Origin of the sequence: Paenibacillus sp. OV219, assembly GCF_900110075.1 — a bacterium.
GTDB lineage: Bacteria > Bacillota > Bacilli > Paenibacillales > Paenibacillaceae > Paenibacillus_Z.
The window spans coordinates 257359-284077 of record NZ_FOCJ01000001.1 but is presented as its reverse complement, the minus strand read 5'-3'; the positions used below and the strand labels follow the sequence as shown (position 1 = coordinate 284077).

Genomic DNA, 26719 nt, shown 5'->3' with positions numbered 1-26719 from the left:
TGCCAAAAGGAGAACGATTGAACATGAAATCACAACAACAATTTGGAGAGTGGCGGCTTGGCGTCACCTATGATACCGGCGAGACACCTGAGTTTACAGCAGCAGGCTGGGAGCAAGGCGAGCGCGGCCAGGACGAGCATGGCAGCTACGAAATCTATCGTCTGCCGTTCCGTGATGCGGAAGAAACGAGCACCATCACGCTTGAGCTGACTTGCTACGAACAGTCGATCATTGCGCATATTGCAGTCCTGCTGAAGCAGGATATTTTCGGCATTACACATGGTCTTGCGCCAGATGCAGGCATTCGTCTGTTTGTCGGCGAGCCTCCGGGAATTGACGGCGTACTGGCACATTACAACGGTTACAAATGGTGGTGGACAAGACCTCATTTTGCAGCGAATACGGCGGGCTTACCTGAGAAGACGCAATCACTGATGTGGCGAGCGGCGGGCGGATCGAGCTTCACGCAGCTGTTTCCGGCATGTACAAATGTGTTCAAAACGGCGCTTCACGGCAATGGCGAAGGGCTAGAATTCGTTGTGTCCCCGCTCGTGCATGGCTTCCGCAGCGGTCGGGAGCTGTTGTTCGTGCTTCACGAAGGCAGCGATCCCTATGCCGTTGTTCGGGGAGCGGCTGAACTGATGTTTATCGCGCGAGGAGAGCGTGCGCGGCTAAGGGAATCGAAGCGTTACCCGGACGCTTTCAATTATTTGGGCTGGTGCACATGGGATGCGTTCTATCACGAGGTGACAGAGCAGGGAATTGAAGCGAAAGCAATCGAACTGCAAGGCAAGCAGGTCCCGGTCAAATGGGTTATGATCGACGACGGTTGGTCGCAGGTTCGGGACAAAATGCTCGTCTCCCTGCGGGAGGATCGCGAGAAGTTCCCAGGTGGACTGGCAGTCACGGTGCGGAAGTTAAAAGAACAGTACGGCGTAGAGTGGGTCGGCGTCTGGCATGCATTCACTGGCTACTGGCATGGGATTGATCCAGAAGGCGAAATCGCTCAGCAGCTACGTGAAGTTCTGCAGTATGATCAAGCAGGCCGCCTGCTGCCAAGCACGGATGCGAAGCTTGGCTTCGGCTTCTGGAAAGCGTGGCACAGCTGGCTTTCTGCGCAAGGCATTGACATGCTGAAGGTGGACAGCCAGAGCTCGCTGATTGAGTTTGTGAAAGGTCAGCTGCCGCTAGGACAAGCTGCTGCCGGCCTGCACGAGGCGCTTGAGGCTTCGGCATCCTTGTATTTCGACGGGCGCTTAATCAACTGTATGGGCATGGCTGGCGAAAATGTTTGGAATCGGACGAACTCGGCGATCTCCCGTAATAGCGACGACTTCTATCCGGCTAAGCCGGATTGGTTCCGTGAGCACGCCTTGCAGAACGCGTACAATTCGTTCTATCATAGCACGCTGTACTGGGGCGATTGGGATATTTGGTGGACGACGCACGAGGACAGCATCGACCACGCGGTGCTGCGCGCGATCAGCGGCGGCCCTGTCTATGTTAGCGATAAGGTCGGCGAGACCAACGCGGCTGCTCTGCTGCCGCTTGTGATGTCGGACGGCCGCCTGCTGCGTGCCGATCAGCCAGGCGTACCGACAGCGGATGTGCTGTTTGTGAATCCTGTGGAAACAGCGGTTCCTTTGAAGATCTGGAGCCGCTCGGGCGATGCTGGATTGCTGGCTGCATTCCACATCCATCAGGATGCTGATGCTGTGGAAGGAGAGCTCCGGCTAGCGGATATGCCGGGATTGGAGGCTGCCGCGGCATATGTGGTTTATGACCACTTTGACCGGAGCGCGTTCGTAATGGACGGATTGGCGGAGGCTGGGGCAGGTGTTGAGGCAGGTGCGGAGGCAAGTGCTAGAGCAGGTGCGGAGGCAAGTGCTAGAGCAGGTGCGGAGGCAAGTGCTAGAGCAGGTGCGGAGGCAAGTGCTAGAGCAGGTGCGGAGGCAAGTGCTAGAGCAGGTGCGGAGGCAAGTGCCAGGGCAGGTGCGGAGGCAAGTGCCAGCTCGCACCGTTTCACGGTTGAGCGGCATAAGCCGAAGTTCTTCACAGCTGTGCCGTTTAAGGACGGCTTCGCTTGCTTCGGGCTAGTCGATAAGTACGTATCGACTGCCGCGATAAAGTCGGTCCACGCGAGCGCCAGCCGCGCCGTTATGACGCTGTACGAAGGCGGCTCGCTCGGCTTCGCGTCCGCGTCCGCTCCCGTGAGCGCCTACGTGAACGGGCTGCAGGTGGAAGTGAAGACTGAGGCCGGCTTCTACTCGGTGGATTGCAGAGCTATGACGGGTAGAGAGGTGCTTGTTGAACTGGTATTCTAGCTGGATGCTTGGAACGTCCCCACTACACACGTTAAGTGTGATGGTGGGGATTTTTTGTGTTGTGGCAGTCTGCTACTTATCGATGTGGTCCAGCAGACCAGCTACTTGACCTCATACCCGCCTATTTCACACACATGTAGTCCATCAGACTAGCTTCCTACCTCATTTCCGCTACTTTCACACTTATGTAGTCCAGCAGATCAGCTACTTGACCCCATATCCGCCACTTTCACACACATGTAGTCCATCAGACTAGCTTCCTACCTCATTTCCGCTACTTTCACACTCATGTAGTCCAGCAGATCAGCTACTTGACCCCATACCCGCCACTTTCACACACATGTAGTCCATCAGACTAGCTACCTACTTCATTTCCGCTACTGTCACACTCATGTAGTCCAGCAGATCAGCTACTGGACACCGTACCCGCCACTTTCACACACATGTAGTCCATCAGACTAGCTTCCTACCTCATTTCCGCTGCTTTCACACTCATGTAGTCCACCAGACTAGCTTTAGTGTCGGTGCGAAGTTAGAGTAACATTGTTGAATGCTGAGTGCCGGAGATTCCAACTCTCAACGCCAAGTGAAAATCCGAGAGTGCTAATTCTGCACTCTCAGAGCTTCAATCGGCTGATTTTCGCGCTGAGAGCACGTAAATGATCTCTCAGCTCCGCCATGCTGCCGATTTCGGCTGTTTTCTTATCTGAGAGTGCTAATTCTGTACTCTCAGAGTCTCAATCGGCCGATTTTCGCGCTGAGAGCACGTATATGATCTCTCAGCTTCTCCAAGCATCCGGTTTCGGCTGTTTCCTTATCTGAGAGTGCTAATTCTGCACTCTCAGAGTCTCAATCGGCCGATTTTCGCGCTGAGAGCACATATATGATCTCTCAGCTTCTCCATGCCCTTTAGAGTGAGCAATCATCTGCTTACTTCGGTGCCACCTCCGGCACCTACCCACAGCACAACAAAAAACCGAAGCATCACCTGCTTCGGTTCCTCATCGGTTGTACCACGTTGGTGCTCCGGTTGTGATTTGGTTGTGGGTTGGTTCTACCCGGTTCTGCTTCTGTTCAGCCCCGGTTCTACCCGCTTCCGGCTATCCCCTAGTTCTGCCCTAGGCCTCCCCACCACCACAGCCCACCTTTACTTGGTCACTTCCGCGATCCAGTCCAGCACACGCGGCAGCTTCATGTTCCAGTAGCCCCACTCATGCTGGTGGTCTGGCTCTTCCTCGTACGTCAGCTCAACGCCGAGCTCCTTCGTATAGTTCAAGAAGCGAATGTTGTCCTCGTACAGGAAATCCGCCGTCCCGCAGCACTGATACAGCGCTGGCAGCTTCGCCCCCGACTGTACCGCACGTTCAGCAATATGGAACAGATCGTCCTTGTGCTCCTTCGTCCCCTCCATGTCACCGAAAATCTCCGTAAACTCATTGCCTTCAAACAAATGAGGCAATGCGCGGATATCGAGTGCACCGGAGAAGCTTGCCGCTGCCGCATAACGGTCAGGATGTGCAAGCGCCAATTTGAAGGCGCCATAGCCGCCCATCGACAAGCCCGCCACGAACGTGTCTTCGCGCCGATCCGAGATCGGGAACATGGACTTCACGATTTTCGGAAGCTCTTCGCTTACATACGTCCAATACTTACGGCCATACGCCATGTCGGAATAGAAGCTGCGGTGCACGTTCGGCATCACAACAGCCATCCTACGGTTTGCCAGCTGATACTCGATCGTCGTCTGGCGAAGCCAAGTTGTATCATCGTCGCTCAATCCGTGCAGCATGTAGAGCACCGGCAGCTTCTCGCCCGGCTGCACATCTTGCGGCATAATAACCGTCAGCGGCGACGTCATGCCAAGTACGCTTGAAAAGAAAGTCATATGAATAACAGCCATTTCGAACGCTCCCCCATCGTTTGTTATACCTTGTACTAGTATAACTTTACTCCTTCACCGAGCCAAGTGTAATCCCCGTAATAAAATAGCGCTGCAGCAGCGGATAGATAATCAGAATCGGCAGCATCGTCACAGCAATCTTCGCAGAGCTTAGCGTCTGATCAGATACGCTCGTAAGCTGGCTTACATTATCAGTCGTTATCTTGGTCGGGTCAATCGTCACGACGACCTGCTGCAAATACGTCTGCAGTGGAATCAAATCGCTCTTCGTGACGTAAATCATCGCACTGAAGTACTCATTCCATGTGCCGACAATGTTGAACAGCGTAATCGTCGCCAGTACTGGCAGCGATAGGGGCAAATAAATTTGAATCAGCTTCCGCCAAGCGCCCGCTCCATCCATGCCCGCCGACTCATCGAGTTCTCTCGGCAGGTTACGGAAGAAGTTCATAACGAGTATCGCATTATACACATTGATTAGACCTGGAAGAATAAGCACCCAGAAATTATTCATAAGCCCTAGTGATTTGATTGTCAAGTAGGTTGGAACTAGTCCACCATTAAACATCATGACGAATACGAAAATCCACATATACACGTTACGTGATTTGAACTGCTTCGTCTCGCGCGACAACGGGTACGCCATCATGACAGTTGCGATTACACTGAACAGCGTATAGATGAATGTCCGCTTGATCGTCACCCAGAACGATAGGAAGAACTGCTTGTCCGCGAACACTTTCTCATAAGAGCCCCAAGTGAGCCCTTTCGGCCAGAGGAAGACTTGACCCGCCATAGCCAGCGACGCCTTACTCAGTGATAGTGCAAGCGTATGAATGATCGGCGCGACCGAGAGCAGCGAAATAAGAACAAGAATGATGAACAGCACCACGTCGAAGGAACGCGAGCCTAACGATTTATTTTGAACCATAGCTATCACCTCATTATTCAAGCACTAGAAAATCCGATAATTTGCAAACCTGTAAGCCATAAAGTATGTGAACACGACCAAGATGAAGCTTACGACGGAGTTTAGCAAACCGATTGCTGTTGCCATTGAATATTGAGCTGACATCAGACCGGAACGGTAAACGTAAGTATCAATAATATCGCCGGTATCGTACACGAGTACGTTGTATAGGTTGAAAATCTGATCGAAGCCTGCGTTCAATACGCCATTGAGGCTCAGCGTCGCAAGCAGCGCAATCGTCATCGCAATACCCGGCAATGTAATATGCATAAGTTTTTGGAAACGTCCTGCCCCATCGATTTCAGCCGCTTCATACAGCGAAGGGTTGATATTCGTCAAAGCTGCCAAATAAATAATGGTGGAGAAACCGAATTCCTTCCACACGTTCGTCGAAATGATAATCGAGCGGAACCAATCGTTGCTGCCAAGGAACATCTGCGGCTCAAGTCCGAACCAGTGATGCAGCACCCAGTTCACTGGACCCTCCAGCGAGAGTACATCCTTCAAAATACCTGCAACGACGACCCACGATAGAAAATGGGGCAAATAGACGACGGTCTGCACCGTACGTTTGAACCAGCGCAGCCGAATTTCATTCAGCATGAGCGCGAATACAACCGGGAAAATAATCATCGTAATGATCTTTCCGAACGAAATCAGAAGCGTGTTCCGCAAAATCGTTTTACTCTCAGGGTTATCCAGCACAAAGCGGAAATACTTAAAACCTGCCCAAGGCATATGCCATACGCCACCGATGCCCTTCGTCGGTACAAAATCTTTAAAAGCAAGCACAATACCCGTCATCGGATAGATTTGAAAAATCATTACCAATACGAGAGCGGGCAACAGCATCAAATGAAAATGCGTCGATTCCTTCTGCAAAAGCTTTGCCATCTCTTTATCTCCTCCTACCCGTACCCGGGTGTGCGGAAGGCGTTAACCACTAGTGTTAACGCCTCCAACGACCCGCAGTTGTTAAACGGTTTTATTGCTGTGCCGAAGCAGCGTCGTTAACTTCTTTCGTAATTTGCTCACCGCCCATTTTGTTCCAGCTCGCTACGAAGCTGTCGAACTCAGAGATAGGCTTCTTGCCCATAATGATCTCGAGGAAGGTCTTCGTTTGCAAGTCGCTAAGCGTTGTGTTGCTTTGTTCCATTGTCGGTGTTGTGCCTGTGAACTCGTTGAACACGTTGTTCAGCTTGTTGCGGGATACAACGCCATTACCTTCCATCCAAGCTAGGTAAGTCTTGTAGTTGTTCAGATCTTTCTTCGGATTGTCTTTCTCCGATTTCACTTGATCGAAGATCGGCTTCTCCGCTATGTCGAGAATATCTTCTTTCGCTGTGCCAGCGAAGATATCGTCGAACTTCTTAACGGTACGCGCTGTTGTATCCGGGAATACCGGCACGACTTGGCTGTTGAGACCCCATTGGGTGCGAGTCGAATCGCTTGCTTTGTAGATACCAGTTGTTTCAAGCTCGAGCAGCTCAGGAATCTTCTTCGAGGAGTTCGCCTTCATGATGTTCATGATTTTCACGGCGAGTTCTGGATGCTCGAAGCCTTTCTTCACGACGATGAAGGAGTTGGAGTAGAAATCGTTACCAACGTTAACGTGATCGCCTGTCATGATCGGGTAAGCTTTCCATTCTGCCTTCGGATTGTTGTCGATGCCACCGCTAATTGGCCAGAACGGGTTCCACCACATGCCCATCATCAGACCGGCACGGTCGCTAGCAAGATATTCTGCTGTTTTGTTGCCGTCACGAAGCGCGAACTCGCTGTCAAGCGAACCGTCTTTGTACATTTGCGCCAGCTTGCCGAGCGCCGTCTTCACAGCAGGCTGTGTTGAACCGTAAACCAGCTTGCCGGAATCGTCCTTCACCCACATGTTCGGGAATGCATTCTCAGCCCACATAAGACCTGTGAAAGTGAACGGCTCGCCGTTGAACAGCTGCGCGCCTTGCGCTGCAAGACCGATTTCGTCTTTCTTGCCGTTGCCGTTCGGATCTTGCTCTTTGAATGCTTTTGCCACTACCATCAGCTCGTCTGTCGTTGTCGGAGCCTTCAGCTTCAGCTTGTCCAGCCAATCTTGGCGAACCCAAACCATGTTTACGTTGTTCATGTCGTTCACGCTTGGCAGGCCGTACAGCTTACCGTCGAACGAAGCGTTATCAAGCGCCTTGTTGTTCACGGACTGGTTAACTTCTTTTACTGCGTCACTTGCGTATTGATCATAAGCCGTTGTCATATCTTCAATCATGCCCGCATCATACAGACGCTTGAGCAATGTCTTCGCTGGTGTCTTGTCGATGTTCTCCACAACGAAAATATCAGGAATATCATTGGATGCGATCATCAGGTTAAATTTATTGGAATATGCCGGGCCGTTTGCTTCCCACAGCGGCGTGGACTTAATGTTCAGCGCCTTCTCCAGGTAGGATTTGTATTTATTGTTCTCGTAGGACTCGCCTTCAGGGAACTTCTTCGCTGCTTCCGGGTTGTTGTTCACAATTGTTGTGAAATCAACGGTTTCAGCGTAAGGGCCAAACGGATCTGGCTTCTCAGCTGGTGCTGCAGCATCAGTTTCAGTCTGGTTCTGAGTCGCTCCATTATTTGTCCCCGTAGTTGCGCCATTGTTTGTGTTATCTGTTTTCGAGCAAGCGGATACAACAAGCATTAGTGCAACTGCCGAGATCAATGCTGTCTTTTTCATTGCTACCCCTTCTTTCGGCTCTTTGTCTATTTGGTACATGTACATCATACCTCCGCCGATTGAATGATCGTGAGAGAATCCTAACCGCTGGGCGGGAGAAGAATGTTCGTATGAAAACGCTATCTTGAACGGCATCCGACATTTTTCTACCCTGCGGCTAATCTTTTTCGTACCCTTTGTTGAAAATCGTTTCAAAAATGTGCTGCATGAACAAGGGATGCACGCGCGTTCGCGGCTTGTTCCTCCGACCGATCTAACGCAGACCTGATTGCAGCTGCTTCTCTCGATACTCCGACGGCACCATGCCCGTCTGCACACGGAAGATTTTGCTGAAATACTTCTCGTCTTGGAAGCCTGTCTTCTCCGCGATCCAATAGATCGGCATGTCCGCATATTGCGTCAGCATCTGCTTCGCTTTCTCCAGCCGCGCTTCTTTGAGCGCTTCATGGAACGACTTGCCGACAATCTCCTTGAACACGGTGCTGAAGTAGCTTTGGCTCAGGTTCACCTTCGCAGACAGCTCGGTCCGGTTCGCGCTCTCGCCGGAATCGGCATGAAGCATCTCAAGCGCGCGAATGATTGCGATAAACACATCGTTCGAGCAGCCACGGCTGCGTGCATACTGCGCCATCCGAATGCAGCAATGCTCGAACCAATTCTGCCACTGCGCTAACGTGGCGAAGCCTGCCGTCGCTTCGCGCCAGTCTGTCCACAGTTGATTCGTCACGGACAGCAGCTCCCATGCCGCCGCCATTCCCTCAAACATCGCTAATACTTTCTCGCTCGGCAGCTCCATCTCGCGTATGCGCTGCATAAGTTCATCGAACTCTTTCTTATCGAACAGCCAGCGCAGCTTAAGCCAGCTGCTCCGGAAATCTACAGGAATATCCGCTGCTCCCACAAGGCGAGCGGCTGCCGCAGCAAGGAGTTCACCTTGCTGAACGTTCCAGTCTTCTCCGCTGCCCATATGCAGCGTATAGAAATACCAGTCCCTAAGCGCCGGCACCCACTCGGAGGCTCTCGTCTTCTCACTCCAGTCCGTCACGCGTATGAAGCAAAGAACGTCTACTTGACCGACTTCTCTCACTCGCGTAAGAAGCTCATCCACTTCCGCACTCGTCTTGTTTGCGAGCAGCCACACCGATTCCTGCACTTGTACCGCGCCTTCAAGCAGCGCCTGATGAACCTGCTGCGTACTTCGCATCGGACGCATAATAACGAGCGCCTGGCGATGCGCCGCCTTCTCCGCTTCCTCATCCGCCACAGCCTGTCCGACGCGCTGCTCACTCTCCGATTCAATTCGCCCTTGAATCCGGTGCAGCATCTCCTCCAGCACATTGTCTGCAATGTCGGTCTTCACGACGTAATCGATTGCACCAAGCCTCACGGCGTCCTGCAAGAAATGAAAATCTTGATGGCAGGTCAGCACGACCATCCGAATCGATGGAAACCGCTCCTTCACCGTCTTCATCAGATCGAATCCATTCATGACCGGCATCGTGAGATCCGTCATTAGCAGGTCAATCGGCATTTGCTCCATTATCTCAAGCGCACTCTCGCCATTGTCCGCCTCGGCTACGATTTCGAAGCCACACTCCTTCCACGGGACGGTATAGATTAATCCTTTACGCACCAAGTGCTCATCATCCACGATCAACGTCCTGATCATCCCATACCTCCTTAATGACTGTCGGAAGCCGCAGAATCATGACCGTGCCTACGCCGATCTCGCTCTCCGCCTTCAGTCCGTATTGCTCCCCATAATACATTTTCACAATATTGTTCACGAAGTTAAGGCCGATGCCAAGCCCGACCTTACGCCGCTCGGCATTGTCTGTTACCAACAGCGTCTGAACAACCTCCTGCGACATGCCTTCACCGTTGTCTTTGACCGTTATGCTGATGTGATTATCACGCTCAAGCGTCACCCGTACCTCGATCTTCCCGTCCTTTTGCTTAAATCCATGGTATAGCGCATTCTCAACGAGTGGCTGCAGCAGGAATCTCGGCATCTGTATGCCCTCAGCCTGCTTATCCACCTCAATGTCGACATGGAACTGATGATTATAGCGAATTTGCTGCAGCTCCATGTAATCCTTCACCGTCTGGATCTCGTCACCGACTGTAACAATCTTGCCTTCCTTGCCCATGTTGTAATTGAGTACCCGGGCGAAGATCATCAGCAGCCTCACGATTTCGTCCTGCCCGTTAATCTTGGCAAGCCACTGCGCCGTGTTGAGCGTGTTATGGATAAAATGCGGATTCATCTGATACATCAGCTTCTCGACTTCAAGATGCCGCTTGCGAGCTTCCTTCAGCTCGATCTCATGCATGAGCATGCGAATGCGCTGACGCATCTCGTAGAAATGCATGAGCAGCTCATCGAACTCTTTAATATGCAGGGACAGCGGCGGCTCATTGAACCGATTCTCGCCAAGCAGCTTGAATTGCATGCGAATACGCTGCAAAGGGCGGTAGATCATACCCCATATGATCCAGCCGATTAATAGCCCAATCATTAGGGATAAAACACCGACGGCAGCGAACTTCCGCAGCCAAGCGTTCACTTCCTTGTGATAGGCGTCTTTCTCAATGGCAATGGCAAGCTGAACCCCATAGCTGCTCTTCGTGCCGAAAAAGACGTAGTCGCTACCGCTCTTTGCCTTCACGTTCCCGAAGTCTGAGCCCGTTATGAACTGGCTCTCACCGTTGCCGTTATAGATGATGCGGTCATTCGCATCTAGGAGTAAATGTGTAACCGGCATGCCGTATGGCTCATCGTTGAACAAGCTCGTAATCGCCGATAAATTCGTCTCAATATAGACGTAGATGGGGCCTGTCACAGAGCTGGCATCCTCAGATTCGGTTTCTCGCATGATCGAAAAGACTGTATTCTTGCTGTTCGTATACAGCGTGCGATGCGGGCCGTGGATCGTATAATTGCTGTTTTCCTGATTGATTTTACTAAAAGTATCCACATCCAGCTGCGGATTGATGTACAAATTCTCAAACAAAAACTGCTTCGAGTCGGGCAAGTAATAAGCGGTAAGACCAAGCAGCGGATTCGTGTAGTTGATGAGTGAAATATAATTCTCGATTTCCGTGCCGATCATCTTCTTATCAAGCGGATCGCTTGTCGCAAGGTAAGACTTCAAGTCTTTACCGACCTTCCCCTCGAAGGCGAGCTGTCGTGAGGAATAGTCGAGGTTGCTCAGCACCGACTCCATCCCTTTGCGCTCCTGCTCCAAGCTTTTGACGACACCTTTCTCAACCTTGTTCTGCAGCACGTTGTATATCCCGTAATAGGAGATGACGCCGATTAGCGATAGAGGGATGAGTACCGACAACGCCAGCATGGCGAACAACCGGTGCTTCAGCTGATAGGGCAGGACGTCGATATTTCGTGTTTTGCGATGAGTCTTCTTCACTTGGACCCAACCTTTCCGAATTAGCACGTATAAAAAAACTCCTTGCCAGCAAAGCAATAGCTCTGCGGACAAGGAGATGAACGGACCGAATAAGACTGCTTTCATTACAGCTTAACTTGGCGTTAGTGTAAGTGCTCCTGATGTCGTTATTTATTCTACCTCTAATGGCTGTAAGAGAACAAGCTATCACTTACAAAGACACACAGATCAGCTATACTAAAAGAAAAAGGAGAAATTTGTAAATGGATAAAGAGCAGCAGTTAAATCCAATGCTCATTCAATATTGGAAGTTAAGAATGCGATTGCGCTGTGGGTTCTATGAGCTGATAGGTATCTCGCTAATTGTCATTGTCGCCGTGTGGGTCCCTAAATATTGGGAAATCACCGTTGTAGTTTCATTACTCATGCTCGCGCTGCTCTTCGTGTTTATTTGGTTTCAAACGGTGGGAGCACAGCGCAAATATCGCATATACTCTTATACTGTGACCGAAGACGAAATCCTCATCAGAAAAGGGAGTATTCTCGGCAGAAGGAGCAGTCTTATTCCTATGAACCGAATTCAGCATGTCGACATCGAAGAGAATCTGATCATGCGGCATTACGGGTTGGTTGAATTGGTCATAACTACAGCTGGAGGAGCACACAGCATCTATGGTTTAGCGAATGATCGAGCAGAAAAAATAAGGAACTTCATCATCCAAAAAGCTAAAATAGGTGATTCCAATGAATACGCGGATTAACCGTCATCATCCCATTGCTCTTCTTCTCAAGCTATACCAGTTTGCAAGAAACCTCGTTATTCCAATCTCGCTCTTCATCATTAACGAAATCAAAGGAAATACCGGCTCACAATCGAACTTCGTTTATCTAATCGCAGCTTCGTGACGATTACGGTTATCGTTTGGTCGTATATTTCTTGGTATAAGGAAACCTATGTTTTGCTTAACGGTACACTTGTCTTAAAAAGCGGTGTGTATCGTACCTTACAGAGATCGATCCCAATTAGTAACATCACAACTCTGGATGCCCACCAAAACTGGCTGTATCGGTTGCTGGGGATTATGAAAGTAAGTATTCAAACATCAGACTCGAATGAGGATGCGGATGCAAGGCTCGTTATTTCCAGTAAGAAATATGAGGCGTTTACGTCGTATATTCGTCAAAAAAGCAACCTCATCCGTGAAGAGGAGCTAACAGGAAACACAACCACCATCTCGATAAAAGGTATCTTTATGCTTTCCATTAGTTCAAATTTGTTCTGGCTCGGTATCCCTTTCGTCTTGACAGCTCTTCAGTATATTAATAAATTCACGTCGCAGACATCAGACGAATTGGATTTAACAATAGAAGGAACATTCGAAACATTCGATGAATTGTTGCACTTATTTTCCAGCAACATCGGACAATTTTTACTGGATTTGATTACCGTCATTGGCGGTTGTGCGCTATTATCCTGGTTACTCTCTGTCGTACTCATTATGGTCAGGTACCACGGTTGGAATGTAAGCCGGCACGAAAATACGATAGCGATAAACTATGGACTATTCGAGAAGCGAAAAATTCAAATACTCGTTACTAAAATCCAGTCTGTTCGGATCAAAGAGCAGCCGCTTAGCCGATGGTTTGGTTACGCCTCGATTTGGATCGATTGTGTAGGATATGGCGGAGATTTTAAAACAAAGATTCTAATTCCATCCTTACAAAAAAATGAATTACGTCCTATCCTGCATCGATTGCTTCCTGAGTTTCAAATCGCTGAGCCAAAAGGTGAAAAACGAAAGCGTCGTGCAATTATTTATAGCATGCTTTATCCGTTCGGGTATCTGCTGCTAGGAATGGCAGTAGCCTCCATGTTCGTTCCGGAGCTATGGTTCATTGTTCTCCTTGTTGCAGCTATCATGCTCTACAGAGCCTTTATTACGAGCAGAAGCAAGTGGGGAATTGTGAATAATCAATTGGTTATAGTCAAAGCCGGCTTGACTACAACATCGATATTCGTGCTTCGCAAGGCGATAGAAGCTTTGATTGTTACAGAGAATCGCATGCAACGTCAATTAGGCTTGCGAACGCTTGAAGTAGAAATTGATGAACCCTCTAGAACAAGAGAATATGTCATTAGAGGCATTGAGCCGAATGATTCCGGGGAAATCATGAGCTGGTACAAAAACGGGAGCCAGCCTACGAAGCTTTCGCTGTAACGTTCGGCATATTGAAATGTAGCCATTAACTTTAAAGGCAAGCTCACAAAGTGAGCTTGCCTTTTGCTGGTTTATATCTTGCTTATTGTACCGCTTTCTCAAACTCCGCAATAAAGAACCCCGGAGCAACCTCCACCTTGCGCTGCTCCACGAAGCCGAGCTTCGTATACAGCCGTATCGCCGGCAAGTTAGCAGCTCCAGTGGACACGATGAACCTCGCAGCGCGATGCTGGAATGTATCCAGCACATGGCTCACAAGCTGCTCGCCAATCCCTCTGCGGAAGAAGTCGGGATGCACGACAAGCCGGTGGATGTCGATGCAGCCGTTCTCATCCTTGAAGGATACTGCTCCTGCTAATGCATCTTGCTGCCAATAGCCGAAGAACTGCTCCCCGCAAGCTTGCAGCGTGTCCACTGTATCACGCAGGCCCGGAATATCGTAGAATCCAATCAACCGTGCTTCCACATTATAGGAGAGAAGCTGCACATTCAGCAGCTCTCTCACTTGCGGTTCATCGTTCAAATCGATAGCAGCTATCATACCGCTTTTACCGAACCTTCGCCGTCCTCATCCACTTTTTCAGCCGATGTCGTTGCAAGCACTTCTTTCTTCAGTCCAAAGCAGATGAAGAATGCCACTATAACCAAGACGAATGCAATCCAGTATAGATTATGGAAAGCACCTGCGAAAATATCCTTCACTTGCTCAACGAGCGATGGATCCGTTCCTTTCGGAATCGTACCGGTCGCCATGCCTGCGATTGCTGCAGCCTGATCCGGCAACTTAGTAGCTAACTTCGTGAGGCCAGATGTAATATTCGCAGCCAGCACGGAACCGAATACGCTGAAGCCGATCGTCATCCCGATGGATTGGAACAATGTAATCGACGATTGTGCGATACCGTTATGCTCTTTCTCAACCGATTCCTGCACGATAAGCTGGTTGCTGAACATCGTTCCGAAGCCAAGACCGAGGATTATAAAATACATCACAAACATAATGATTGGTGTGTGTGCATTCGTAGTCGTCAGCAAGTAAAACGCGATTATCGGCAGGATAAATGACAAGATGTAGATATTGCGGTACGGCACCTTCGTCATGAAACGACCTGCCACGACGCTGGCTCCGATTGCGCCGATCATGAGCGGCAGCGATAAGTAGCCGGCAACTGTAGGCGAGAGACCGAGCACGTTCTGCGCGAAGAACGGGAACGATGCGAACGCGCCCATTAGGCCAAGTATGAATACAAACATAAGTGCCGAGAGCACGACGAAATTGCGGTTCTTAAACAGATGAAGCGGCAGAATCGGCTCCTTCGCACGCGATTCCACGAAGATGAACACGGCGAGCAGCGCTGCGCCGACTGCCATCAAGGCAAGAATAACCGGATCTGTCCAGCCGTAGCCTTCTGTCTGATGCAGCACCGGTGTAAGCAGCAAGCTAATAAGCGCGGCAACGAGCAAGATCGCGCCTGCCCAGTCGATGGTGATCTTCCGCTCCACCTTCGTTTCTTGCAAGCCAAGTGAGAGAATAATCGCGGCAATGACGCCGACCGGAATGTTCACGAGGAAGATCCAGTGCCACGAGATATGCTCTACGAAGAAGCCGCCAATGAGCGGTCCAAGCAGCTGCGGGATGAACATGACTGCACCGAATAGCCCTTGAATCTTCGCCCTCTGTTCAACCGGGAACGTATCGCCGAAGATGACCATCGCAAGCGGCATCAGTCCGCCCGCTCCAATCCCTTGAATACCACGGCCGACTAGCAGCACTTCCATCGATGGAGCAAGCCCGCTAATGATGGAGCCGCCAATAAACAGCGCCATGCTAACAAGGTAAATTTTCTTCCTTCCATACAAATCCGCCAGCTTGCCAAGTACCGCCATGAAAGACGTCATCGCAAGCATGTAGACGCCGCCGACCCAGCCATATAGGGCAAGACCGCCTAAGTCGCGGAGAATCGTCGGCATTGCTGTGGATACAACCGTCTCATCCAACTCTGAGAAAACAACGCCGATCATAAGTCCGATCAAGATTAATGTTTTGTTGTTCTGCTTCAATGATGTAGCCTCCTTAGCTCTAATCATAATATCGGGGAAATATGAACGGAATATTAACCCAACTTAGAAATCCATTTATTTTTTGGTTCGAGCGAACAGCAAATAGGAATAAACAATCGGAATGAGCGAGGTAGTTACGATACTCCCCACAAAAATAATCACTGCCGTCCGCCCTTCCACAAAGGCACTGACGAACGCAATCAAGCCGCCGAGCATCATGAATGGCCCGCCTAACCGATGGGTTTTGCGCCAATTCTCTTCACTTGCCAGCGTCCAGGGTGTGCGGATGACAAAGGTGTAATTCGACTTCACTTGGGTTAAATAGTTGCCCATCACCATGAACAGCACGCCAATGGCAATCATAATCATGCACCGAATGTCGATCGAGTGCCCGAGATTATAAACAAGCGCCGCCCAGCCGGCAACAGCCAGCACAATCGTAACGCCAAGTCTTTGGATTTCAAACGCGGTATTAAACTTGTTATAGTTTTCTCGTTTCGGATCAACCGCTCTTACGACGCGCATGACGAACGGAACAAGACCTAACAGAAACAGTACCAGCACGAACATGCCTTTGCCCATGGTGCCGTTCACTTCATTATTCACCGAAAAATGAGTCGCAACCGTCTGTGGCAGCTTATGATACGCGATTAATGCACCGACTGCCGGCGAGATACCGACAACCGTATACAGGATATCTTTCCATCCTTTCATGGTTCAATCCCTCTTCTCCTGATTGTTAATAATACCGAACATCCAGCCGATCACATCTTCCACGACCGTCGTGTGAAGCGAATAGATGATGGACTGGCCTTTGCGCTCATCAAGCACCAGGCCGGCTTGCTTAAGCAGGTTCAAGTGATGGGAGATACTTGGCTTGCTTATATTGAAGTGATCGGCAATCTCACCAGCAGTCATGCTCCTGTCCCGCAAAATCTGCAAAATATGTCTTCGCGTTGGGTCCGCTAATGCTTTAAAGGCTTCATTCAAGGCCCACGCCTCCTTATTATTTAGACATTTGGCTAAATATATAATTAAACTGTAGTCCTTTGTGCCAGTCTCGTCAAGAGATGCCCGGAATAGCGAAGAGCCGAAGCACCCTGGTTAAGGGCGCCTCGGCTCTTCAAGTGATTGCAGTACATTACGTTCTTGAATATAGCTTCGGGAAATAAGCATCGTTATTGAAAGGCATGCCTGGCTCAGGGCGAGCACCAAGGAAACGCAGGTTATCGTGACGTTGTCTGCCCTCGCGGTAATGCGTATGGCCCGGCATCAGATGCGCAACGACAGAGAGGCGCGCCTCGTCGGTGAGGTTCGGTCCCGAACCGTGGAAAGTGAGCGCATGATGGAAGCTAGCTTGCCCCGCTTTCAGGATGCATGGCTCCTCTACCCAATCTCGAGTTGCGAATTTGGCTTTCAGCTTGCTCATATCCTGCTCGAAGAAGGTATCGCTGCCTTCAACGGCTCCCCACTTATGGGAACCGAGAATCGTCAACATCCCGCCGTTATTCAGATCGGTATCCTGCAGCGCGATCCAGACCGTCACCATATTCGGCGTGCTGCTGCAGCGCCAATAGCCATAGTCCTGATGCCAGCCGACATTTCCTGCAGATGTCTCTTGGCCGTTCGTGCCCGGTTTATAGATAACTTGGTCATGCCATAGGCGAATCTCATCTTCGGCAAGCAGATCAGCAGCCATGTGGCCGAGGTTGCGGTCGGTTACGACTTCCCGAACTTCATCGTTAATCCACCAGCCGTTATCGAATTTACGAATCGCGAGCGGATTGTCGGACAGATGCAAGTGGTGCATCGGAAGTCCGAAACCGTCGTACTTTTTGCTCCATACTCGCTCATGCGCGTGACGTAGACGCTCAATTGTATCATCATCGATCAGCTTCGGGCTGATCCAATAGCCTGTCTCATTGAACTGCTTCTTATCTTCTTCGGTTACTTGATACGAAATGACTGCCATAATGTAGTGGACACCTCTTCCGAAAAAATCATATGAATACTGCTTCAATCCCATTGTAGTCCAGCATTGTATTCGTTGACTTCCGAATATCTATCAAATAGGATTAGAAACATAAAGAGATGAATAGACACGAATGGAGAGCTGTCCTTCATGGCCAAAAGTAAAATCCATGCTGATCGTTGGGAGTATAACTGGAATGCAGAAGGGAATGGGGCTTACAGCAGTCTGCCTGAGCTGGTCACGCTTGGTTATGATCGCTTTCATGAGGCTTCGCCGCTCTATGACCATAACCATGAACGATGCTACGAATTCGTCTTCGTCGAGAAAGGCAAAGTGACCTGGGAAGTCGATGAGCACATCTATCCTTCCAATACCGGACAATGCTTTCATACCCGCCCCGGTGAGTGGCACCGGGCGCGGCTGAACTATATCGAGCCGTGCAGCATTTGGTGGGTGATCATCGTGGATCCTGCAGAGCAGCCGGGCTGGTTGTCGTTTGGCGATGATGAGCGCCAGCAGCTTGCGGCATGCCTACGTCAGTTGCCGCGCATCATTAACGTTGACAGCCGCATGCGAGATCAATTCGAAGCGCTGCGCAGCTTGGTATCAGATGAGTTGCCTGCTCCGTTATTCCGCGTGCGCCATCATCTTGCCGATATTGTACTGCAGCTTCTATATCCGCGAGCGGAACGCCAGATCCAGAGCGAGCTGCGCGATGCGATGCTCGCGTTAACGGGCCTCATCGAGGCGGAGCCTGAGCGCCGCTGGGCGAACAAGGAGCTCGCTGATATAGCAGGCGTCAGCGAGTCGCATTTCTACCGGCTCTTCCATGCGCTGCACGGGCAGTCGCCTGCGAACTACATTGACCGGCTGCGCATGAACCGCGCATGCGAGCTTCTTCGCGAGCCGAGATCGAATGTGACGGACGTTGCGATGGATCTCGGCTACAAGACGAGCCAGCATTTTGCAACGGTATTCAAGAAATATATCGGGGTATCACCGTCACAATGGAAGAAAACGACTTAAGCACGACTTGCGCTTATCAAGTATAATAGATTCCATTATGTTTAATTATTTAACTTTTCGATCCCTGCATCTCTTATTCTACAACGTAACAGGAGAACTCTAGCTATGCGCATCTTTAGCCATTATCCGAAAGAAATTCAAGTGTTCCTGCTCGCGAGCCTCATTAATGCAATCGGCAGCGCGCTGATGTGGCCGCTCGTGACGATGTTCGTCTTCGACCAGCTCGGCAGAAGCATGTCCGATGCGGGGCTCGTCATTCTGGTCCAATCGCTCGGCGGCATCGCTGGACAGCTGCTGGGCGGATCGCTCTACCACAAGGTTGGCGTGAAACGCCTCATTATCGGTGCACTGGCGCTGAATGCAATCTTCTTGCTCCTGCTGCCGATGTTAAGCGAATCCTGGCCTATCTTTATCGCTGCCATGGGTCTGATTGGCTTGTTCAATTCATCGTCAATGCCAGCGATTCAAGCGTTCATCGGCTTCCGGTTTGCCGACCGGCGCGGAGAGCTGTTTAACGTCATCTACGTCGCGAACAATATCGGGGTAGCAATCGGTTCGGCGCTCAGCGGCTTTCTTGCCGTTATTTCGTACTCGCTCAGCTTCACGATGAACGGCGTCAGCTCCGGGCTATTCGCTTTCTTCTTCCTGATCTATCTGCAGCGAGTTGGTACAACTAGCTCATCTGCAGGCGGCGTCAAGCTGAAGAAGCTGTCCCCCGAGAACGCCAGCGGCTGGTCGCTTCTGCTCGACGTGCGGCTCTATCTGTTTATGGCGCTCGGCGGCATGCTCATTAACCTCGGTAACAGCATCTGGAATACGGGCGTCTCACCCTTCATTATTAGCGAAGGGCTGCCGAAGCAGATGTTCGGCTACCTGTGGACGCTAAACGGGATTATGATCTTCGTCGCCCAGCCGGTCACGAACTTTATCAAGCGGCTCTCCGCACCTACGATTACGGCTCAGCTGACAGCCAGCAGCTTGTTCTACTTGAGCGGCTATGTCGTCATCCTCTGTATGCATAGCTTCATAGGCATGATCGCCGGCATGGTGCTGACGACGCTCGGCGAGATGCTGATCGCTCCAGCGATTCCAGCATTTCTGAGTGAACGCGGCGGCAAGCATGCGCCGTTCTATCTCGGACTTGCCGGCGGCATTGGCTCCGTCGGCCGTGTCATTGGCCCGTATTTGATGGGCCATCTGTACGACATCGGACAGCTGACGCCAGTCGCATGGCTCGCCGTCATAACAGCGGCTGTATCTGCGATTTCGTTCAGCGTGCATGCGTTTCTGAACCGTCCAGCGCGACTCGCACAGCAGCCGCTGCGTGGGGATGCTGGCAAGGAAGCGGCAGCTAGCATGGAGACCCATTAACAGTTAACAAGAAAAAAGCAGCAGTCTCGCTTACGGCGCTGAACCGTACGAGACTGCTGCTTTATTTGTTGCCGCGTGACCTGCTAAGCCCCGCATGATCCCCGGACGATGAGCTGCGTCGGAAGCAGAATCGAATTCCCTTCCTTTTGCGCACTGAAGATGAGCTGCGTCGCAATCGCACCCAGTTCATATTTGGAATGACCAACCGTTGTAAGTGGTGGATTAATATAAGGCCCAAGAATAATATTATCAAAGCCGACAACCGCAATGTCATCCGGCACATGAACGCCACCCTCAGTAAGGGCACGAATAGCGCCAATTGCCATCTCATCATTCGCCGCGAAGAGCGCATCCGGCGGCTGGCCGCCAGCCAGCATCACCTTTACCGCCTGATAGCCGCCGACTTCCATGCAGCGTCCGAACAAGCTGATTCGGCTCGGCACTTCCAATCCATGCTCCTGAAGCGCCCGTTTGTAACCGTTGTAGCGAAGGGAATTGTCAAAGGAAGTGACAGGTCCGCTAAGAAACTCGATCTTGCGGCGTCCGAGTTTGATGAGATGGGAAACCGCATCGTAAGCGCCTTGCTCATACGTAATAAGGACGTTATGCACATAATCGCCTTTGAGCTCCCGGTCGAGCACGACAATCGGGAATGATTCCGATGCCGACTGTAGAATCAGGCTGTCGCTAATTTGCGAGCCCATAATGATAGCGCCATCGACGAACTGCTCCTTAATAAACCTATGCGCAGAGCTGTTCTCGCCGCCGAACGTACTGCAGACGACCAAATTGAACCCGTGCGAGGTGACGACCTCTTGTATCCCTTCAATGACTTGGCTGTAGAAAGGCCCGCCTAGATCGTACAAGAACAGTCCAATCGTATTGGTTTTGCGTTTTTTTAAATTCCTTGCAGCTCCGCTCGGTCTGAAATTAAGCTCCTGCGCAACACGAAGGACTTTGCGGCGCGTCTCCTCACTAATCTTCGGTGAGTTATTCATGGCATAGGAGACTGTCGATACAGCAACTCCCGCCTTCTTGGCGACATCCTTGATCGTTGCACGCATGTGTACGTAACTCCACCTTCGATGTCAATTGGGATTATTTTTACGGATATTAGATTTATTCTAGTTCATCCGATAAAGAGTGACAACGAATTTCCATTCGCTTCCGGACTAGATTCGATCGTTATCGGATCTCCAGCTCTTAATGGAGCGTTTGATCATATCTGGTGTTAGCTGCTCTGCTGCCGCTTTGTTGCAAAGGGCTGGAAACTCCGCATCAGGAGCGAAGCGCAGCGCAAGCGTTTGGTTCAGAGTGAGACGCGAATCAAGGAGCTTGCCTGTCAGTACGTAATGGCGCAGGTTCTCTTCCGACCGAATTGCGCGATCCTGTGCTTTGAGCGGATAAGAGCGAATGATCAAGAAGATAAATAGGGAGATCAGTGCAAGCAGGACAAACATAACAGCTGGCAATAGCGGACCATTGTCTTTAATTGTTCGGACAAGTTCCCAGATTGCACTGATTAGAAACGCTGCGTTCAATAACGTGAGCACAAAATGGAACGGCGGGTGAAACCGACGATGGTTCTGATAGTTCTGAACTTGTTTACTCATTATAACCCCTCCATATGTTATGTTCGCTTCTCAGGCAAGAAAGCGACTCGCCATTACAGCGGTCGCTTCCTACTTCAACAATGAGAATGGAATGTCCTTCTTTACTTTGCGGCGTTGCTTAACCTGCAGCCTCCCCTTTAAGAAACAACTTCATCAAAGGCGGAGTAACGATCGTCGTCACGAGCACGACTACGACGATGACCGCGAACATGCTCTTGTTCAACAGAGCAGCATCGAGACCGATCGCCGCAATGATGAGCGCTACTTCTCCCCTCGAGACCATCGCCGAGCCAATACCAAGCGCTGGTCTCCAGCTAAAGCCCGAAAGCTTTGCACCTACTGCCGCCCCAGCCAGCTTCGAGATAATCGCGATCAAGCTTAGTCCGACGATCAAGCCGTACTGGCCTGACAAGCCGCTCAGCTCCACCGACACGCCAATGGAGGTAAAGAAAACAGGAACGAAGATCGAATAGCTGATGCTCTCTACTTTCTCGAATATTTCATGCTTGTAATCGGTCACGCTGATCGCGACGCCTGCAATATATGCGCCAATGATATCGGCAACTCCGGTATATTCTGCAAAGTATGCATAGCTGAAGCAAAGGACAAGCCCGGCGGAAATAACGGTCTCCGTCACGCGAAGCGACGAGAATCTCTTAAGAAACCACGGTACGGCAAACCAGCCGAACAGGATCGCGATGGCGAAGAACAACCCTTTTTTCAGTATGATGAGTCCTAAATTCACATCGCCGCCAGAGAAGCTCATGACGAAAGCCAGGGCGATAATAACAAGCACATCATCGATGACGGCCGCCCCCAGAATAGTCGAGCCTTCACGCGACTTCAATTTCCCCATTTCCTTCAAAGCTTGAACGGAGATGCTGACACTCGTTGCTGAAAGCAGCAGACCTAGAAAGATCGCTTCGAAGTTAGGCAGATCCAGCCAATAACCGGTTAAATAACCGAGCCCGAAGGGTAAGATGATACCGGCTATGCCAACAGAGGCAGCGGATTTCCCCGTTCGTTTAAATTCCTCCAAATCCGTTTCCAAACCGGCTATAAACATGAGCAGGATGACGCCGATTTTGCTAAGTTCCGTTAAAACATCCGTCTCCGTAATAAGACCGAGAACCGTCGGTCCCAGCAATATGCCGACCAGCAGCTTCCCAAGGACAGAAGGCTGTCCAAGACGCACACTCAGGTGGCCTGCCAGCTTGGAAGCGATCAAAATAATAACGAGTTGATAGATCAGCATCGCAGATACTCACGCCCTTTCCTCAGTAACCCCATTTAACGCTTCACTCTTCTCGTGTAGGAATTCTCGCTGTTGATCAGCTTCTTCAAGTTCGAACGGTAGAACACATCGCGAAGCTCCTGTGGTTTAAAAGGGATTAAAGGGCTCAAATACGGAACTGTAAAGCTCTTCAGCATAGCATTGTGATATGTATGAATGTTACTGTAGTCAACACTAGGCCACCCATTGTTCCGGTCAGAGCAGCAGCAACCGAGTACACGAAACATAAGGTAAAGATGGACGAAGATAACTCGCGGGTTTGAAATAGAGTGCCGATGACATAACCCGTCGACCAGAATTTTGAACAGCGATATCAGAACGATAACCTCTGCTAGAGGAGCTAATAAAATATCTTCGGGGTAAAGAAGCTCATGTACTTTCTTTTACAATTATCCCGTCTATATAAAAAATCGAGGCTCTTATTTCACCGTTTTCTTCGATCGTTCGTATTTTAAAATCCGAGCTAGGACCAAATGCTTGACTAATCGTTTGCATGTTTGGATGCAATGAACACACCTCGCCCTCTGTCACAATCATGGAGATTACCCCATATTTTGAGCGCCGAGGGGGACTTCTATGCATAAACAACAAGAAAGCGACTCGCCATTACGGCGGTCGCTTTCTTCTTCATGCTCGCTGTTTCAATGAATTAGAATTGAACTTCCTTCTCCACTTTGCGGCGCTTGCCTGTCAGTTCATAAATAACTGGCACGACAATGAGCGTAAGCAGTGTGGATGTAGTTAGACCACCGATTACAGTAATCGCGAGTCCGCCAGAGATCAGGCTTGTCGACGATTCCGAGAACGCTAGCGGCAGCAGCGCTAGAATGGTTGCGCAGGCCGTCATTAGAATCGGTCTTAGTCGTGTTTTGGACGCCTCGACCAGCGATTCGTGCACCGGCATGCCAGACTTGCGGTTCTTCTCGACACGGTCCAGAAGAACGACTGCGTTCGTAACAACGATACCAACAAGCATCAGCATACCGATCATTGAACTCATGGACAGCGCATTTCCTGTAATGAGAAGCGCTCCAAGGGAACCGACCGGTACGAAGAGCAGCGACGACAGGATGATGATCGGAGTCAGCAAGCCGCCGAATGTCATGCTCATGACGAGGAATACGAGACCTATTGCCGCAACCATCGCAATACCGATGCTTTGGAAGCCGCTGTTGATCATTTCCTGACCGCCGCCGATTTTCACTTCAACATTGCTTGGCAGCGATAGGCTGTTAATATCGTCTGTGATCGTCTTCGTCGCTGCTGAAGTCTTGCTCGCATCCTTCACGTTACCTTTTACTTGTGCATACATCTTCAAATCCTCGTGGTTGATCGCTACAGGTGCTTTCGCTTCTGTAATATCCACGATTTCCTTCAGCTGCTTCATGCCACCCATCGTAGGAATGGAAATGCTCTCCAGCTGTTCTTTGTTCGTAATTTGCTGCATGTACGACATCGTAATGTCGCGAGCTTTGTTATCCAGCGTGAAAGTGCCGACATCAACTGGGCGAAGCTGTTCGTTTACAGCCGACATAACCTGCATGGACGAAACATTCAGCGCCTTGCCCTCTTTATTCAGCGCCATCTCCCATTTCGGCGTAACATCCTTCAAGTTGTTGGAGATATCTTTCATGTCGCTGTTTGCTTTCATTAAGTTCTCAACTTGAACCGCTGCTTTGGACAGTGCCGTCAGATCATCGGAGTATAAGCTTACATCAACACCGTTGCCTGAAGGCGGGCCGGCCTGCTCGCCTGCCGTGACGTTAACGACCGCTTCTGGCGATTCTTTCTTCAACATCGCTTGCAAATCTTTACTAACGTTATCAATCATGTTGTCCATGACTGTACCTTCCTTGAATTGCACCGCGAAGCTTGCTTTATTCGACGTATTGCCAATCTTCACGAATGGATTGTCTGCACCGCCGATGCTTGCTGTATAGTTATCGACGCCATTCAAATCCTTCAGATAGCCTTCCACTTTCTCACTGGTTTTGTTCGTCTGATCAAGAGAAGTCTGTGACGGCATTGTCAAATTAATACCGATTGAAGGCACACTTCCTGCATCCAAGAACGTTACGCCAAGCAGCGGAATCGTGCCGAATGAAGCGATCAGGATGACAACAGAGAGAGAGAGCACCCAAGCCTTGCGGCGAAGAGCACCGCGAATTACTTTCTCGTAGAAGTTAATGAAGCGGCCGCCTTCCTTGTGCGGCTTAATACGATTGAAGAATTTCGCGCCCAAGACCGGAATCAGCATCATCGCAACAAGAAGCGATGTAACGATCGAGATAACGACCGATATGGCGAATGGACGGAAAAACTCACCGATGATGCCTGTAACGAATGCCAGCGGCAGGAATACAACAACCGTTGCAATCGTCGAGGAGCCGACAGCACCGATAACTTCCTTCGTCGCTTTATAAGCAAGCTCCTTACCGTTCATCTCCTGGCCTTTTTCCTGGCGCCATCTGAAGATATTCTCGATTACGACGATACTGTCATCCACGATACGGCCGATCGAAACGGCAATACCGCCAAGCGTCATAATGTTGAGCGTGTAGCCCATCTGATTCATAAGCGCGATCGTTGCGAATACCGAGATCGGCAGTGAAATGATGGAGATTAATGTCGCCCGTATATTACGCAAAAACAGGAATATAATGATGACACAAAAGAGTGAACCGTAAAGTCCTTCGTGAATAAGCGATGAAACTGATTTCTTAATCTCCGCGCCTTGGTCCTGGATCAAGTGAATATCAAGGTTCGCTGTTGTTTTGTAAGTCTCGAGCACGTCTTTAACGTCATCCGATACATCAGCTGTATTCGCATCCTGTGTCTTTGCAACTTGAATGACGAAGCTTTCTTGACCGTCGAAGCGTGCAATTTCATCCTGCTTCGAGATCGTTGTTACATTCGCGATGTCCGACAGCTTTACTTTCGCTACTGCCGCGCCGCCGCCAGAACCAGCTTGTCCTGCACCTGCACCGCCGCCAAATGCTGCACCTGCTCCAGCTCCGCCGCCAGCTGACAACTCAAGATCTTTAATTTGCTGCAAGTTAGACAGCTTACCGACCAGACGAATCGGTATCGAAGTGTCATCCTCTGTCACAGAGCCAAGCGGCACTGCAAAGTCGAGCTGTTGAATCGCTTGTTGAATGGTGCTGAGCGAAATGCCGAGCTTGCTTGCTTTCTCTTTGTCCACTTCAATGCGCAGCTCTTGCGAGATCGCGCCTTTCAGCGTAACCGAGCTAACTCCAACAATTTTCTCAAGCTTCGGTACGACCCCAGTCTCAAGCTCTTTCTGAAGAGCTTCAGGATCATTCTTTGACGAGAATACTGCAGCCTCATAGATTGGAGCTGCTCCGAAGGATAGCCGCTGAACTGACAGCTTCACTTTGTCGGACTTCTCAACCTTAGCGATTGCCGTCTCGACATCCTTTACTTTATCCTCCATATTCGTTCCAAACGGATATTGCAAAATAACACTTGCCGAGTTCTCGGAGGTTGTACTTGTCAGTGAGTCATAGCCTTTAAGTCCTTGCAGGCTCTCCTCGACTGGCTTCGTAATCTCGGTTTCAATCTCCTCCGTAGAAGCTCCAGGACTGACTGCCGAGATGACAATCGCCGGGAAATCAACGTCCGGGAATGTCTGCTGTTGAATTTTTGTTGCCGAAAAGAAGCCAAGTCCTAGAACGAGCAAACACAATATAATGACTGCTACACTGTTTCTTAAACTAAATCGACTAAGCCACGCCATGGTGTGATGTCTCTCCTCTATATGGTTTTTATACGGCAACTATACAGTACATTTTTGAACTCAATATGTACTGGGCGTTACAAATTTTTGTC

The 26719-nt window shown here is 50.2% G+C and carries 22 protein-coding genes; 6 read left to right on the top strand and 16 right to left on the bottom strand.

Annotation, left to right across the window (positions count from 1 at the left end; all coding sequences use genetic code 11):
• The first annotated feature begins 23 nt into the window (after positions 1-23).
• Positions 24-2324 (top strand): Sip1-related alpha-galactosidase, encoded by a 2301-nt coding sequence (locus BMY11_RS01155; protein ID WP_090572641.1) that lies wholly within the window; start codon positions 24-26, stop codon positions 2322-2324.
• A gap of 1147 nt (positions 2325-3471) precedes the next feature.
• On the opposite strand, the gene BMY11_RS01150 is transcribed toward BMY11_RS01155, so the two are convergent.
• The 6 genes from BMY11_RS01150 to BMY11_RS01125 all read right to left on the bottom strand — a co-directional run bounded on the left by BMY11_RS01150 (position 3472) and on the right by BMY11_RS01125 (position 11362).
• Positions 3472-4224 (bottom strand): alpha/beta hydrolase, encoded by a 753-nt coding sequence (locus tag BMY11_RS01150; protein WP_090572640.1) that lies wholly within the window; start codon positions 4222-4224, stop codon positions 3472-3474.
• A gap of 46 nt (positions 4225-4270) precedes the next feature.
• The gene (locus tag BMY11_RS01145; RefSeq protein WP_090572639.1) at positions 4271-5155 is read right to left on the bottom strand and encodes a carbohydrate ABC transporter permease; all 885 of its coding nucleotides are present in this window, start codon (positions 5153-5155) and stop codon (positions 4271-4273) included.
• Between the two features lie 24 nt (positions 5156-5179).
• Positions 5180-6088, bottom strand: coding sequence for an ABC transporter permease (locus tag BMY11_RS01140; RefSeq protein WP_090572638.1), 909 nt, complete (start codon positions 6086-6088; stop codon positions 5180-5182).
• Between the two features lie 91 nt (positions 6089-6179).
• Positions 6180-7907, bottom strand: coding sequence for an extracellular solute-binding protein (locus tag BMY11_RS01135; RefSeq protein ID WP_177182446.1), 1728 nt, complete (start codon positions 7905-7907; stop codon positions 6180-6182).
• Between the two features lie 253 nt (positions 7908-8160).
• On the bottom strand, positions 8161-9576 hold the full coding sequence (locus BMY11_RS01130) for a response regulator (protein ID WP_090572636.1): 1416 nt from the start codon (positions 9574-9576) through the stop codon (positions 8161-8163).
• On the bottom strand, positions 9551-11362 hold the full coding sequence (locus tag BMY11_RS01125) for a sensor histidine kinase (RefSeq protein WP_177182445.1): 1812 nt from the start codon (positions 11360-11362) through the stop codon (positions 9551-9553). Before BMY11_RS01125 ends, BMY11_RS01130 begins: the two co-directional genes overlap by 26 nt.
• A gap of 215 nt (positions 11363-11577) precedes the next feature.
• Between BMY11_RS01125 and BMY11_RS01120 the strand changes: the two genes are divergently transcribed.
• Genes BMY11_RS01120 through BMY11_RS01115 form a run of 3 tightly spaced genes read left to right on the top strand, consistent with a single transcriptional unit; the run spans position 11578 to position 13533 of the window.
• Positions 11578-12075 (top strand): PH domain-containing protein, encoded by a 498-nt coding sequence (locus tag BMY11_RS01120; protein ID WP_090572634.1) that lies wholly within the window; start codon positions 11578-11580, stop codon positions 12073-12075.
• Positions 12059-12220 carry a hypothetical protein gene (locus tag BMY11_RS28675; protein ID WP_177182444.1) on the top strand — a complete coding sequence of 54 codons (162 nt, stop codon included), beginning with the start codon at positions 12059-12061 and terminating at the stop codon, positions 12218-12220. Before BMY11_RS01120 ends, BMY11_RS28675 begins: the two co-directional genes overlap by 17 nt.
• Positions 12217-13533, top strand: a complete 1317-nt coding sequence (locus BMY11_RS01115) for a PH domain-containing protein (protein ID WP_090572633.1) — start codon at positions 12217-12219, stop codon at positions 13531-13533. The genes BMY11_RS28675 and BMY11_RS01115 overlap by 4 nt, the downstream gene beginning before the upstream one ends.
• An 82-nt stretch (positions 13534-13615) precedes the next feature.
• Here the strand turns inward: BMY11_RS01115 and BMY11_RS01110 are convergent, their stop codons facing one another.
• The 5 genes from BMY11_RS01110 to BMY11_RS01090 form a co-directional block, all read right to left on the bottom strand.
• A complete protein-coding gene (locus tag BMY11_RS01110) occupies positions 13616-14074 on the bottom strand; it encodes a GNAT family N-acetyltransferase (protein ID WP_090572632.1) in 459 nt (152 codons plus the stop codon).
• Positions 14071-15594: an MDR family MFS transporter gene (locus BMY11_RS01105; RefSeq protein ID WP_256217256.1), complete on the bottom strand. Its 1524-nt coding sequence runs from the start codon at positions 15592-15594 to the stop codon at positions 14071-14073. The genes BMY11_RS01110 and BMY11_RS01105 overlap by 4 nt, the downstream gene beginning before the upstream one ends.
• A gap of 75 nt (positions 15595-15669) precedes the next feature.
• Positions 15670-16308, bottom strand: coding sequence for an SdpI family protein (locus tag BMY11_RS01100; protein WP_090572630.1), 639 nt, complete (start codon positions 16306-16308; stop codon positions 15670-15672).
• Between the two features lie 3 nt (positions 16309-16311).
• Positions 16312-16584, bottom strand: a complete 273-nt coding sequence (locus BMY11_RS01095; protein ID WP_090572629.1) for an autorepressor SdpR family transcription factor — start codon at positions 16582-16584, stop codon at positions 16312-16314.
• 151 nt (positions 16585-16735) lie between these two features.
• Positions 16736-17566 carry a phytanoyl-CoA dioxygenase family protein gene (locus BMY11_RS01090; protein ID WP_090572628.1) on the bottom strand — a complete coding sequence of 277 codons (831 nt, stop codon included), beginning with the start codon at positions 17564-17566 and terminating at the stop codon, positions 16736-16738.
• A 150-nt stretch (positions 17567-17716) separates the two neighbouring features.
• On the opposite strand from BMY11_RS01090, the gene BMY11_RS01085 reads away from it, so the two are divergent.
• On the top strand, positions 17717-18592 hold the full coding sequence (locus tag BMY11_RS01085; protein WP_090572627.1) for a helix-turn-helix transcriptional regulator: 876 nt from the start codon (positions 17717-17719) through the stop codon (positions 18590-18592).
• A gap of 105 nt (positions 18593-18697) precedes the next feature.
• Positions 18698-19963: an MFS transporter gene (locus BMY11_RS01080; protein ID WP_090572626.1), complete on the top strand. Its 1266-nt coding sequence runs from the start codon at positions 18698-18700 to the stop codon at positions 19961-19963.
• Between the two features lie 83 nt (positions 19964-20046).
• Here the strand turns inward: BMY11_RS01080 and BMY11_RS01075 are convergent, their stop codons facing one another.
• The 5 genes from BMY11_RS01075 to BMY11_RS01060 form a co-directional block, all read right to left on the bottom strand.
• Positions 20047-21027, bottom strand: a complete 981-nt coding sequence (locus BMY11_RS01075) for a LacI family DNA-binding transcriptional regulator (protein WP_090572625.1) — start codon at positions 21025-21027, stop codon at positions 20047-20049.
• A 108-nt stretch (positions 21028-21135) separates the two neighbouring features.
• Positions 21136-21576 (bottom strand): DUF6526 family protein, encoded by a 441-nt coding sequence (locus BMY11_RS01070; protein ID WP_090572624.1) that lies wholly within the window; start codon positions 21574-21576, stop codon positions 21136-21138.
• A 118-nt stretch (positions 21577-21694) separates the two neighbouring features.
• A complete protein-coding gene (locus BMY11_RS01065; RefSeq protein WP_090572623.1) occupies positions 21695-22831 on the bottom strand; it encodes a cation:proton antiporter in 1137 nt (378 codons plus the stop codon).
• A 35-nt stretch (positions 22832-22866) separates the two neighbouring features.
• Complete coding sequence (locus BMY11_RS29620) at positions 22867-23097, bottom strand: spore germination protein (RefSeq protein ID WP_143069186.1); 231 nt, start codon at positions 23095-23097, stop codon at positions 22867-22869.
• Positions 23098-23519: 422 nt separating this feature from the next.
• Complete coding sequence (locus BMY11_RS01060) at positions 23520-26627, bottom strand: efflux RND transporter permease subunit (RefSeq protein WP_090572622.1); 3108 nt, start codon at positions 26625-26627, stop codon at positions 23520-23522.
• Positions 26628-26719: the final 92 nt, after the last annotated feature.